Annotated in this window: 15 protein-coding genes; 11 read left to right on the forward strand and 4 right to left on the reverse strand. The window is 56.1% G+C overall.

The window, feature by feature from the left end:
• The first annotated feature begins 1 nt into the window (after position 1).
• Positions 2–610 (forward strand): (d)CMP kinase, encoded by a 609-nt coding sequence (locus PG871_RS08130; protein WP_270728151.1) that lies wholly within the window; start codon positions 2–4, stop codon positions 608–610.
• A gap of 4 nt (positions 611–614) precedes the next feature.
• Here the strand turns inward: PG871_RS08130 and PG871_RS08135 are convergent, their stop codons facing one another.
• Positions 615–1,004 carry a winged helix-turn-helix transcriptional regulator gene (locus PG871_RS08135; protein WP_270728153.1) on the reverse strand — a complete coding sequence of 130 codons (390 nt, stop codon included), beginning with the start codon at positions 1,002–1,004 and terminating at the stop codon, positions 615–617.
• Between the two features lie 146 nt (positions 1,005–1,150).
• Here PG871_RS08135 and PG871_RS08140 point away from each other — a divergent pair, with 146 nt between their 5' ends.
• The 5 genes from PG871_RS08140 to PG871_RS08160 all read left to right on the forward strand — a co-directional run bounded on the left by PG871_RS08140 (position 1,151) and on the right by PG871_RS08160 (position 6,165).
• Positions 1,151–1,786 (forward strand): nitroreductase family protein, encoded by a 636-nt coding sequence (locus tag PG871_RS08140; RefSeq protein ID WP_270728156.1) that lies wholly within the window; start codon positions 1,151–1,153, stop codon positions 1,784–1,786.
• Positions 1,787–1,910: 124 nt separating this feature from the next.
• Positions 1,911–2,156, forward strand: a complete 246-nt coding sequence (locus PG871_RS08145; protein WP_270728157.1) for a DUF6525 family protein — start codon at positions 1,911–1,913, stop codon at positions 2,154–2,156.
• A gap of 364 nt (positions 2,157–2,520) precedes the next feature.
• On the forward strand, positions 2,521–3,456 hold the full coding sequence (locus PG871_RS08150) for an aminotransferase class IV (protein WP_270728160.1): 936 nt from the start codon (positions 2,521–2,523) through the stop codon (positions 3,454–3,456).
• 471 nt (positions 3,457–3,927) lie between these two features.
• Positions 3,928–5,592, forward strand: coding sequence for a 30S ribosomal protein S1 (gene rpsA, locus PG871_RS08155; protein WP_443020481.1), 1,665 nt, complete (start codon positions 3,928–3,930; stop codon positions 5,590–5,592).
• A gap of 162 nt (positions 5,593–5,754) precedes the next feature.
• The gene (locus tag PG871_RS08160; RefSeq protein WP_270728163.1) at positions 5,755–6,165 is read left to right on the forward strand and encodes an SMI1/KNR4 family protein; all 411 of its coding nucleotides are present in this window, start codon (positions 5,755–5,757) and stop codon (positions 6,163–6,165) included.
• Between the two features lie 36 nt (positions 6,166–6,201).
• Here the strand turns inward: PG871_RS08160 and PG871_RS08165 are convergent, their stop codons facing one another.
• Positions 6,202–6,975: an isocitrate lyase/PEP mutase family protein gene (locus PG871_RS08165; protein WP_270728166.1), complete on the reverse strand. Its 774-nt coding sequence runs from the start codon at positions 6,973–6,975 to the stop codon at positions 6,202–6,204.
• The gene (locus tag PG871_RS08170; RefSeq protein ID WP_270728168.1) at positions 6,972–8,045 is read right to left on the reverse strand and encodes a bifunctional transcriptional activator/DNA repair enzyme AdaA; all 1,074 of its coding nucleotides are present in this window, start codon (positions 8,043–8,045) and stop codon (positions 6,972–6,974) included. The genes PG871_RS08165 and PG871_RS08170 overlap by 4 nt, the downstream gene beginning before the upstream one ends.
• Positions 8,046–8,381: 336 nt before the next feature.
• Here PG871_RS08170 and ihfB point away from each other — a divergent pair, with 336 nt between their 5' ends.
• The 5 genes from ihfB to PG871_RS08195 all read left to right on the forward strand — a co-directional run bounded on the left by ihfB (position 8,382) and on the right by PG871_RS08195 (position 11,621).
• Entirely contained in the window at positions 8,382–8,663 is a 282-nt protein-coding gene (gene ihfB, locus PG871_RS08175; protein WP_054004158.1) for an integration host factor subunit beta, read from the forward strand.
• A gap of 3 nt (positions 8,664–8,666) precedes the next feature.
• Entirely contained in the window at positions 8,667–9,017 is a 351-nt protein-coding gene (locus PG871_RS08180) for a lipopolysaccharide assembly protein LapA domain-containing protein (RefSeq protein ID WP_270728170.1), read from the forward strand.
• 38 nt (positions 9,018–9,055) lie between these two features.
• Positions 9,056–9,727 carry a phosphoribosylanthranilate isomerase gene (locus tag PG871_RS08185; RefSeq protein ID WP_270728173.1) on the forward strand — a complete coding sequence of 224 codons (672 nt, stop codon included), beginning with the start codon at positions 9,056–9,058 and terminating at the stop codon, positions 9,725–9,727.
• A 163-nt stretch (positions 9,728–9,890) separates the two neighbouring features.
• Positions 9,891–11,147, forward strand: coding sequence for a tryptophan synthase subunit beta (gene trpB / locus PG871_RS08190; protein WP_270728176.1), 1,257 nt, complete (start codon positions 9,891–9,893; stop codon positions 11,145–11,147).
• A 153-nt stretch (positions 11,148–11,300) separates the two neighbouring features.
• Positions 11,301–11,621, forward strand: coding sequence for a hypothetical protein (locus tag PG871_RS08195; RefSeq protein WP_270728178.1), 321 nt, complete (start codon positions 11,301–11,303; stop codon positions 11,619–11,621).
• A 12-nt stretch (positions 11,622–11,633) separates the two neighbouring features.
• On the opposite strand, the gene PG871_RS08200 is transcribed toward PG871_RS08195, so the two are convergent.
• Complete coding sequence (locus PG871_RS08200) at positions 11,634–12,014, reverse strand: DUF2237 family protein (RefSeq protein ID WP_270728180.1); 381 nt, start codon at positions 12,012–12,014, stop codon at positions 11,634–11,636.
• Positions 12,015–12,037 lie beyond the last annotated feature (23 nt).

Consider the following 12,037-nt stretch of genomic DNA (forward strand, 5'->3'; position numbering starts at 1 on the left):
GATGGCCTTTACCATAGCGATTGATGGGCCTGCAGCGGCAGGCAAAGGCACGATTTCCAAGGCCGTGGCTTTGCATTTCGGCTTTGCGCATTTGGACACCGGGCTGCTGTATCGCGCGGTTGGGGCCAAGACGCTGGACGGGACCGATCCGATCGCGGCGGCACAGGCCTTGGTCGCAGAAGACCTTGAGGCGCAGGATTTGCGCACGCCCGACGTGGCACAGGCAGCCAGCCGTGTCGCGGTGATTGGCGATGTGCGTGCGGCGCTGGTGGATTTTCAGCGAGCTTTTGCGCGGCGTGCCGGCGGAGCGGTTCTGGATGGGCGAGATATCGGCACAGTTATTTGCCCACGTGCGGAGGCAAAGCTATTTGTGACGGCGAGCGCCGAAGTGCGGGCAGAACGGCGGTATCAGGAATTGGTGGGTAATGGCACACAGACGTCGTTTGAGACTGTGTTGGCCGATGTGAAAGAGCGCGATACGCGTGACCGTGATCGCGCCGAAGCCCCGATGGTTGCGGCCAAAGACGCGACGGTGATTGATACCTCTGCGCTGTCAATCGACGATGCAATTTCTGCGGCAATCACAGCGATCGAAGCTGCACGCGGCTGACCCCTTAGGCGGATTTTTTGTCGGGGTTTTGCCGATCGTAGTCCTCGCGGGAGGCGTCGATGTTGGGTAGATTTTCAAGGGCCCAGAGGCCAAGCGCTTGCACCGGTTCGCGGAAAGATTTGCCAAGATCCGTCAGCGAATACTCCACCTTGGGCGGGATCGTCGGGTGGTATTCACGGTGCACCAACCCATCACGTTCCAGTTCACGCAAGGTCAGCGACAACATGCGCTGCGAAATTCCCAGATGCCTTTTGAGTTCGTTAAACCTTAGGGTGCCATATTCCGCCAGCGATATAACGATCAAAACCGACCAACGGTCGCCAACCCGTCCCAAAACCTCGTTGATGCGTGAACACTGCGGGCAGTTGCCGGCTTTGGCGGTGTCCTTGGGCATGGGGCGGTTCCCTTCGTGTGACCAGGTTTACGTAATGTGCCTTCTTGCGACGTTTGTCGGTTCCTCATATATCGCCGGTTACATAAATATACCACCCCGAAACGCGACTCATGGGGAGTGCGGGTGGGGGATAAGGAAAGACCAAGATGACCACGTTGAAAGAGCTGATGAACTGGCGCTATGCCACCAAGAAAATGGACCCTGCGAAAGCCGTGTCCGAGGAACATGTGGAGGCCATTCTTGAGGCGGTTCGCATGGCGCCGACGTCGAGCGGCACGCAGCCGTTTGAAGTGTTCGTGGTGACCAACGACGAAATGCGTGAGAAAATCCGCAAAGTTGGTTGGGACCAGAGCCAGATCACGGAAGGCAGCCACCTGCTGGTGTTTGCGGCTTGGGACAATTATTCGGCTGAGCGTATCGACGCAGTGCGTGCGCAGATGGAAGAGCTGCGCGGTGAGAACCCAATGCTGAGCCAATACTACGAAAACCTGAAATCTGTTTATCTGCCACGCGACGAGACCGTGAACCACGACCACGCGGCGCGTCAGGCTTATATTGCGTTGGGCTTTTCAATGTTGGCAGCAGCCGAATTGGGCGTGGATACGTGCCCGATGGAAGGCTTTGACTCCGACGCCGTAGATGAGATCATGGGCCTGAAAGAACTTGGCCTGAAGTCTGTGACTCTGTTGCCGCTGGGCTACCGTCAGGAAGGCGCTGACTGGCTGTTGCCGATGGCGAAAGTGCGCAAATCCAAGGATGAGATGGTTAAGACCATCGGCTAAACTTGCCGGTTTTTTGGTGTTTCAGGCGCTCCGCTTGGGGGCGCCTTTTCTTTTGGCTTGTGGGTTCGCACGGTAGAGATGTAATAACATTACAAAATGACAAACGGCGAATCCGCGAGGGCGCATGAATAGAAATCTCCAGAGCAGCCTTCGTCGGCGCCGGCGGCAGTGCAACCCCATGACAGAATTCGACGCGCTGCCGCCGGAACTGCGAACTTGGCTTCGGACCGCAGCCCTGCCTTGGAGCCCTGTCTCGGCCAAAGGGGTTTGGCTAAGGGCCGGCGGAAAGCGCGACCCAGAAGCGGCGCTGGCGCGTTTGGCGGCGGTGGAGGCGGCGACGTTGCAAAAGGATCGGGTCCAAAGGGCGTGAGGCTGGGCTGGGGAATATCCGGCTCGTCCCATTCACGAGTTTGGAAGCCGTTGATCGCGAAATAGAATAATCAAACTAATTCCGTAGCGCGGTTCTGGCGTGTCCAAACAGCATTTCCTTAACTAGCGAGACGCCTGAAAGGGCAAGCCGGATTATTTGGTGGCTATGCGGACGAAGTTACCCTTCGCTGCACATGTACCAGTGGCTGCTTTTACATTCTGCTTGCCAGCATGGTTATCTGAGGCGGTGACTTCGCGATGATCATTGTCATATAGATTAGGGCACGTATGCATAGACATTCGACGCGCTCATTGCTCTGTTGCTGAGGCAAGATTCAAATTTACGATCATTGGAGTTGAACAACATGTATAAATTGCCTGCGCTGTCTGATCGTCATTCTGACCCGGCAAACTACCCTCCCGGCATTGCCTTCATGGATGGCCAATATCTTCCGATCAGCGAGGCAAAGATTTCAGTGTTGGACAATGGCTTCCTCCACTCAGATGCGACATACGATGTTGTGCATGTGTGGAAGGGAGCATTTTTCCGGCTTGATGATCATCTTGACCGCTTCTTCGCAGGGATGGAAAAGTTGCACATGTCGATCCCGTACGGTCGGGCTGAGATGATTGAGATTTTGCACAATTGCGTCGCTCTATCAGGCCTCCAGAATGCGTATGTCGAGTTCATCTGCACACGCGGTACATCTCCTACATTCAGCCGCGACCCTCGCGATGCTATCAACCGCTTCATCGCCTTTGCAATTCCATTTGGGTCGGTTGCCAACCCAGAACAAATGAGACGAGGATTACACGCAGCTGTCACCGACCTTGTCCGAATTCCACCCAGCTCCGTTGATCCAACTGTAAAGAACTATCACTGGCTGGACTTGGTCAAAGGTCTGTATGCGGCGTATGCACAGGGAGCTGAAACAGCCATTCTTTTAGACGCCAACGGCAACATAGCAGAAGGGCCCGGTTTCAACGTCTTCGCCGTGAAAAACGGCAAAATGTCCTCGCCCAAGTTTGGGGTGCTGATGGGAATGACACGCCAAACAATTTTTGATCTTTGTGACGAATTGCAGATCACTTGCGCGACGGATGATCTGGCACCAATTGACTTAAGGGCGGCAGATGAAGTGTTCGTGACCTCCACAGCTGGCGGCGTCATGCCCGTCACCAAGATTGATGAAAATTCAATTGGAACCGGATCGGTCGGCCCAATAACCAAGGAGATTACTGAAGCGTATTGGCGGATGCACGAAGATGACCGTTTTCGGAAAAAGATCCGTTATCCTTGATACGGTTTCTCGCTAACCAGACATTGTGACTACTCCGCAGCAGTGGTCACAAAGGGCTCAAAGCCGACATTGGCTGCGTTGCATCCCCAGCGGCCTCGCTTGCGCCATGTGAGGGATATGCCTCTCAACTCCTGAAAGGATGCTCCTGTCTGCCGACGCTGTGAGAGGGCGCTGTCAACGCGGGGAAACAGACATCAGCGGGGCAGGGGTCTGTAGCACAATCGACTTGCTCCGATAGGGGAATGTGTCTATAGAGCCCCTGTCTATAAGGCGCATATGCCATAAAACAACGAGACGAGCAGGGTCAGGCAATCGCTGGCCCTCTTTGTTTTTTGTGTGTTTTCTTGTTGTTGGCGCGTCCAAGACCAATCCGCACGTCGCAAGGCGGGCACCAACTTAGACCGGCGGAGACAACCGTTCGGCCAGATAAAACGTTTGAAAAGGAAATGACGCCACATGGCTGATACAACTATGGAGGAATTCGAAGCCCTCCTGCAAGAAAGCTTCGAAATGGACACACCCGAAGAGGGATCTGTTGTCAAAGGCACGGTCATCGCAGTTGAAGCGGGCCAAGCCATCATCGACGTCGGCTACAAAATGGAAGGCCGCGTTGATCTTAAAGAATTCGCAAATCCTGGTGAACCTGCTGAAATCGCTGTTGGCGACGAAGTAGAAGTATTCCTGCGCTCGGCTGAAAATGCCCGCGGCGAAGCGGTTATCTCTCGTGAGATGGCACGCCGTGAAGAAGCATGGGATCGCCTCGAAAAAGCATATGCCGACGAAGAGCGCGTTGAAGGCGCAATCTTTGGTCGCGTCAAAGGCGGCTTCACAGTTGACCTCGGCGGCGCCGTGGCCTTCTTGCCCGGTTCGCAAGTTGACGTGCGCCCCGTGCGTGACGCTGGCCCATTGATGGGTCTGAAGCAGCCGTTCCAGGTTCTGAAAATGGACCGTCGTCGTGGTAACATCGTTGTATCGCGTCGTGCGATCCTCGAAGAGTCCCGCGCAGAACAGCGTGCAGAAGTTATCGGCAACCTGTCCGAAGGCCAAGCGGTCGACGGTGTGGTCAAGAACATCACCGAATACGGTGCGTTTGTTGACCTTGGTGGCGTAGACGGTCTGTTGCACGTGACTGACATGGCATGGCGTCGTGTGAACCACCCATCCGAGATCCTGACAATTGGCGAGACCGTCAAGGTTCAGGTTATCAAGATCAACAAAGAAACCCACCGCATCAGCCTTGGCATGAAGCAGCTGCAGGAAGATCCATGGGATCTGGTGGCCGGCAAGTACCCACTGGAGTCGGTGCACAAAGGTCGCGTGACCAACATCACCGATTACGGTGCCTTTGTTGAGCTCGAGCCCGGTGTTGAAGGTCTGGTTCACGTGTCCGAGATGTCTTGGACCAAAAAGAACGTACACCCCGGCAAGATCGTTTCCACCTCGCAAGAAGTGGACGTCATGGTGTTGGAAATCGACGGTGCCAAGCGCCGCGTTTCCCTTGGTCTCAAGCAGACTCAGCGCAACCCATGGGAAGTGTTTGCAGAAACACACCCCGAGGGCACCGAAGTCGAAGGCGAAGTCAAGAACATCACCGAATTCGGTCTGTTCATCGGCCTGCCTGGCGAGATCGACGGTATGGTTCACCTCTCCGACCTGTCTTGGGACGAGCGCGGCGAAGAAGCCATCCAGAGCTACCACAAGAACGACATGGTTTCGGCCGTCGTATCCGAGGTTGATGTTGAGAAAGAGCGTATCTCGCTCTCGATCAAAGCGCTGGGCGGCGACAAGTTTGCAGAAGCGGTTGGCGGCGTGAAGCGCGGCTCGATCGTGACCTGTGAAGTGACCGCAATCGAAGACGGCGGCATCGAAGTGGTTTATGAAGGCATGAAATCCTTCATCCGTCGCTCCGACCTGTCGCGTGACCGTGCAGAGCAGCGCCCAGAGCGCTTCAATGTTGGTGACAAGGTTGACGTGCGCGTGACCAACGTTGACAGCAAGACACGTCGTCTGGGTCTGTCGATCAAGGCGCGTGAGATCGCGGAAGAGAAAGAAGCCGTAGAACAGTATGGTTCTTCGGACTCCGGTGCATCGCTGGGTGATATCCTTGGCGCCGCACTGAAGACGGGCGACGAATAAGATCAGCCCGATCATCTCTGACAAAAAGAAACCCCGCCGGAGACGGCGGGGTTTTTCTTTTGGTCAGGTGGTTAGAAGAGGCAGCAGGCTATCTGATTATACTGGGGGACGGTCGCTCGACAGCTTAGGGCCGTGGTTCTATGGTCTCTTTGAAAAGCTAAAGTGGAAGCCTATGAGATGCCGTGGCCGGTCGATGAAAAGTTTATTGAGGCTTGCGAAGCCACCCTCGGCGTCAAGCTACCTAGCGAGTACCGAAAGAGTTTGAAGACGGAAAACGGCGGTGAAGTTGTCTGTGATGGTGACAACTGGGATCTGCATCCAGTTTGGGACAAGTCGGACAAAAAACGCCTGAAACGTACTGCAATGGACATCGTTCGGGAGACCGCAGCACTAAAAGATTGGGTCGGTTGGCCAGACAACGCGATATGCATCGGGGCAAACGGGATGGGAGACGCCTTGGCGTTTCTATATGAGAGTGGTGTTTGTACACCGTCCGTGTACCGTTGGCAGCATGAGACCGGAGAAATCGCGATGGTCGCGCGAGACTTTGGTCGTTTGACTCGGTCTGAGTGAAGCCTCCCACAGACCGCAGGTGTGTCCACTAGATGTTCAATAAAACGCCTGCGCCTGTTCGGTGATGCCTTTCATCGCCGCTGCGTAAGGCGTGGGGCCAAAGCTGATGCGGCCCACACCAAGAGCCGCGAGAGGCGCGACTTGGGCGCTCACATCGCGCAGCATCACGTTCACCGGCAAGGGACAATCGGTGCAAACCTTCTGGATCAGGTCGGCATCGGACAGGCCGGGAACAAAGAAGCTGTCGCCGCCCGCCTCGGCATAGGCGGCTGCGCGGTCAAGCGCTTCGGAAATGTGGCTGGCGTGATCTTCGGGCTTGGATTGCAGAAACAGATCGGTGCGGGCATTGATAACGATTGGTGTGCCGGTCTGATCACCAGCTGCGCGCACGGCCCGTATACGGGCGGCTTGCTCGGTGATGGTGTGTAGGCCTTTGCCCTTGACCACACGGTCTTCGAAGTTGAGGCCTATGGCACCAGCGGAAATCAGGCGCTCGACGTTGAGTGTGACCTCCTCCGGCGCAACTGCATAGCCGCCTTCGAAGTCGACGGTCAGGGGCAGGGTGTTGGTGGCGACGATACGCTCCACAATGGAAAGAAGGAATTCCATCGGCAGGGCTTCTCCGTCGCGATAGCCCTGTGCCTCGGCCACAGACCAGCTGCCGGTGGCGAGGGCTGTGGCGCCGGCCTTGGCCACGGCACCGGCGCTGCCCGCGTCCCAGATGTTATAAAGTACAACCGGTGTGCCCGGTGTGTGCAGGGCTTTGAAGGTGTCGGCCTTCTGGATCGAAGACGGGTGTGTTTCACTCATGCGGGGAGCCTTTCGGATTTGGGTCGGTACTGACGTTCGATGTCCAACAGTTTTTGTTTGCGCCAAAGGCCGCCGCCGTATCCGGTAAGCGCGCCGTCTGCGCCAAGGACACGGTGACAAGGAATGGCGATAGCGATTTGGTTGGCGCCGTTGGCGCGGGCAACAGCGCGGGTGGCCGATGGACGGCCCATATGATGCGCAATCTCGGAATAGCTGTGGGTTTGGCCGGCGGGGATGGTCAGAAGGGTGAGCCAAACGTCTTTGGTGAAAGCTGTGCCATGAAGAGCAAACGGGGTGGCGAAAGACGGGCAGGCGCCGTTGAAATAGTTTGTCAGTTCGGACTGGATTTGATCGGTGGGGTCGTATCGGCCCAAACCCAGATCGCCTTTTGCGAAGCTCCGCAAGCGGGCAAGTTCGCGGGGGAGGGCCTTGCGGTCGACAAACTCCAAAAGATGAAGGTGGCTGGCCGACGAAACGACGATCATGTCCCCCAAGGTCGTTGGTATCCAGTCCGCACGCAGCAGTCCTCCGGCTTTTAGTGCTGACGGCGCGCAGCCTAGGAGGCGCGCGAATGCTGATCGAAATGCCTGTGGGCTGTCAAAGCTGGCGTCCTGTTGTGCGGCAATCACGTTGTCACCGCTGGCCAGCGTTTCGAACCCCTCGCGCAGACGGCGTTGGCGGGCCATGTCCAAAAAAGTCATGCCAAACTGACGTTTGAAACTGCGCCGAACGGTGGAAAGGTCAAACCCCATTTGGGTGATGTGGCGCTCTGACCAGCGAATGTCGGGGCGATCGTCCAGTGCTGCCAACAAAGTTGCAATCGCGGGGTCAGACTCTGCCGCAGGCGCCAATGGGTGACACCGCTTGCAGGCACGATAGCCGGCTTCGATGCACTCACCGATGGTGGCAAAGAAAGTGCAGTTCTCAGACTTCGGTTTGCGGGCAGGGCAGGTCAGCCGACAAAACACGCCGGTGGTCGCGACGCACACATAAACCTGCCCGTCATAGCGGTCATCGCGGTCAAGCAAAGCCTGATACAAATCGGAATGGGACGGCAAATCAAAGAACATGCGACGACATTAGCACGTGCTTTGGTTCGGTCAGCCTGAAATCAGGCGTCTATTGATACGCAAGGCTCAATGTGGCTATGAGGCCAAAACGGGGCAGAAAGCGCGCTAAGGCTTTTCTTTGCGAATCAATGGCTTCTCTGCACTGCGGCGGCACTGTTGCGGAAGCTGGACAGGTCAAAATGAGGCCTGAAGCCATGATCAGGGCCCAAAAATCGGCGGAATTGAGCAAAAACGAGCGGTCAGGCCCGCCTTTCCATTTCCGTTTTGAGCGTTTCTACCTATAGTCGGTTAAATGCATGCGCAAAGACCTGCACGCCGTTAGGGAGACATATGCCGATGATCCGTTCGGAATTGATTCAGAAGATTGCCGATGAGAACCCCCACCTGTACCAACGTGACGTTGAGCGTATCGTGAACACGATATTCGACGAAATCACGGACGCTATGAGCGGCGGTGACCGCGTTGAGCTTCGGGGTTTTGGTGCATTCTCAGTCAAGAAGCGCGACGCCCGTACAGGGCGCAACCCGCGCACAGGAGAGTCGGTGCAAGTGGAAGAAAAACACGTGCCCTTCTTTAAGACGGGCAAGTTGCTACGAGATCGTCTGAACGGGAAGTAACCCATGCGCTATTTTCGCTATGCCTTTCTCGGCGCCCTTGGCGTCGCCCTTATCTCTGTTTGTCTGGCAAATCGTGACTTTGTCACTTTGACTTTGTTGCCGGCGGCTTTGGGTGATTTGTTGGGTCTGAACTTCTCTATCAGCTTGCCGCTGTTCGTGGTGATCCTTGGCGCGATTGTTGTGGGCCTTTTGGTCGGCTTTGTCTGGGAATGGCTGCGCGAGCACCGCCACCGGGCGGACAAAACCAAGGCTGAGAAAGAATTGCACAAGACCAAACGCGAAGTGCGCCGTCTGAAAGGCAAGCAGGCGGAGAACAAAGACGAAGTTCTCGCGCTGTTGGACGAAGCCAGCTGAAGCTTTGCATTCGAGCGCGGCTCTTGTAGGGCTTTCACATGGATATTCGTGTCAAGATTTGCGGGCTGAAAGAGCCTGAACACGTGGCGGCGGCAGCTGAGGCTGGCGCGGCTTACGTTGGGTTTGTGTTCTTTGAGAAATCGCCACGCAACGTTGGCCTTGATCTGGCACGTGACCTGGCGCTAGCCGCTCCGGTTGGTTTGGCAAAGGTTGCATTGACGGTGAATGCGGACGATGCGTTTCTGGACAATTTGGTTGAGACGGTTCCATTGGACATGTTGCAACTGCACGGCAAAGAAAGCCCTGCGCGGGTGGCAGAGGTCCGAGCCCGCTACGGTTTGCCGGTGATGAAGGCGATTGGCATTGCGGAGGCAGCCGATGTGGCCCAGATCGATCTATATGGCAGTGTCGCGGACCAGCTGTTGGTGGACGCAAAGGCGCCGAAGGATGCAGATCTTCCCGGTGGCAATGGGCTGGCGTTTGACTGGCGTCTCGTGAACCGCAAATACTGGCCTGCGCCGTGGATGCTGGCAGGTGGGCTGACACCGGACAACGTGGCCGAGGCCGTGCGCATGACCGGAGCGCGGCAGGTCGACGTGTCGTCGGGCGTGGAAAGCGCGCCGGGGACCAAGGACGTCAATCTGATCCGGGCATTTGTCAAAGCTGCTAGAGGGTTTTCTGAGGAAAAGCTTCCTCCAAAGCTCGTTTGAGAGTGTTGATTTTTGGTCTGCATGAGCGGGTTTTGCGTAAGATCTATAGGCAGGGTAGGCGCGAAAATCGCGAATGCACGTGTCGTGGTGGCGGTGGGCAGTTTGCGCTGGCAAATCTTGGTTCCCAGCCCTAGAACATTTGAAACACCGCGGGAGAGGCAAAATGTCTAACGACCTTTTCAACAGCTTTATGAATGGCCCTGACGAAAAAGGCCGGTTCGGCCAGTTTGGTGGCCGGTTTGTCAGCGAAACCCTGATGCCCCTGATCCTTGATCTTGAGGCGGAATACGAAAAGGCAAAGGACGATGACACGTTCTGGGCCGAGATGAACGATTTGTGGAAGCACTATGTCGGTCGTCCGAGCCCGTTGTATTTCGCATCCCGCATGACCGAGACGCTGGGTGGCGCAAAAATCTACCTTAAGCGTGACGAGTTGAACCACACGGGTGCGCATAAGGTGAACAACGTGTTGGGTCAGATCATTCTGGCAAGGCGTATGGGTAAGACCCGTATTATCGCTGAAACCGGTGCCGGTCAGCATGGCGTTGCCACCGCGACAGTCTGTGCAAAGTTTGGCCTCAAGTGCGTGGTCTACATGGGCGCGCATGATGTGAAACGCCAAGCGCCCAACGTTTTCCGTATGCGATTGCTTGGCGCCGAAGTGGTGCCTGTGACCTCAGGTCGTGGCACTCTCAAGGACGCAATGAACGACGCGCTGCGCGACTGGGTGACCAACGTGCGCGACACATTTTATTGCATCGGGACGGTGGCTGGGCCACATCCTTATCCGGCGATGGTGCGGGATTTCCAATCGATTATCGGCAAGGAAGTCCGCTGGCAACTGGAAGAACAAGAAGGCAAAGGCCGCCTTCCTGATACCGTGATCGCCGCGATCGGCGGCGGCTCCAATGCGATGGGCCTGTTTCATCCGTTCTTGGATGACAAGTCCGTCAACATCATCGGCGTTGAGGCCGGTGGTAAAGGTGTGGACGACAAGATGGAGCACTGTGCGTCGCTCACAGGTGGGCGTCCGGGGGTGCTGCATGGCAACCGTACCTATTTGCTTCAGGACGACGACGGGCAAATTTTGGAAGGTTATTCGATTTCGGCTGGTCTGGATTATCCGGGAATCGGGCCGGAGCACAGTTGGTTGAATGATACGGGCCGCGCGGAATATGTGTCGATCACCGACAAAGAAGCGCTTGAGGCGTTCCAATTCTCCTGCGGGCAAGAGGGCATCATTCCAGCGCTGGAGCCCTGCCACGCGTTGGCGCATGTGATGAAAATTGCGCCAAATCTGCCTAAGGACCACATTCTTGTGATGAACATGTGCGGTCGCGGTGACAAAGACGTCCAGACCGTGGCGCGTTATCTGGGTTTTGACATGTCCGACACCGAAGAGGGTCGCTCAGCCGACTAAGATCAGCGGCAAAATTATCAAAAAAGGGCGCCTTGTTTGGGCGCCTTTTCCTTTTGGACTAAGCGGTAATGAGAATTTCTGCTGTCACTTCCCCTTGCGGGTCTGGGCACTGATTGCCACCTTGGCACTATGCTGTGCAAGGGCGGACCTACTATGCGAATGATGAGACCTGTTGTTGGTGCCTTGGTAATCGGGGTGTTGGCTGTGTCGTCGGCGCTGGCGGAGAGCGTGTCTGTTGCCCGAGAGCGTGCCATCCAAAAAATGTCGGAGGCGGGCGTTCATCGGGTCAAAATCGACCGTCGTTTGAATGGCAACACCAGAATCCGCGGGTTCTCCGAGACGGATCTTCATGTGGTCATTATTGACAAGAAGACCGGCCAGTTTGTGACGGATGTTGTGGTGCCAATGGCTGAGATGCCGCAGCAACATTGGGCGGATCAGGGACCTGATTTTTCGGACATCGAAGGCAACTAGCCCCAATAAGTTTTACTGCGCATCCAAAGCGTGATGCAGCAGCACAGCGTGGGGCACGATATCAAGAGCAGACTTGTGCGTGCTGGCCAGACGCACTTTTGGTGCGCAGCCTTCGTCATGGGCCTGCAGGAAACGCGCGGCGCATAGGCACCATTGGTTTCCGGGCTTGAGACCCTCAAAGCCAAATTCCGGTCTTGGCGTGGAGAGATCGTTGCCCACATATTTGGAAAAGGCGAGGAATTCCGCAGTCAAGACCACGCACACGGTGTGGCTGCCAGAGTCTTGCGTACAAGTGTTGCAGGCGCCGTCCCTAAAATATCCTGTAAGCGGATCATGGGAGCACGGTTTCAATGGGTCCCCAAGGACGTTCACGGAAGGGTCTTTTTCTATCATGGCGCCAGTTTGGCACGTTGGTG

The organism is Shimia sp. Alg240-R146, assembly GCF_947331465.1.
In the GTDB taxonomy this organism is placed as follows: domain Bacteria; phylum Pseudomonadota; class Alphaproteobacteria; order Rhodobacterales; family Rhodobacteraceae; genus Shimia.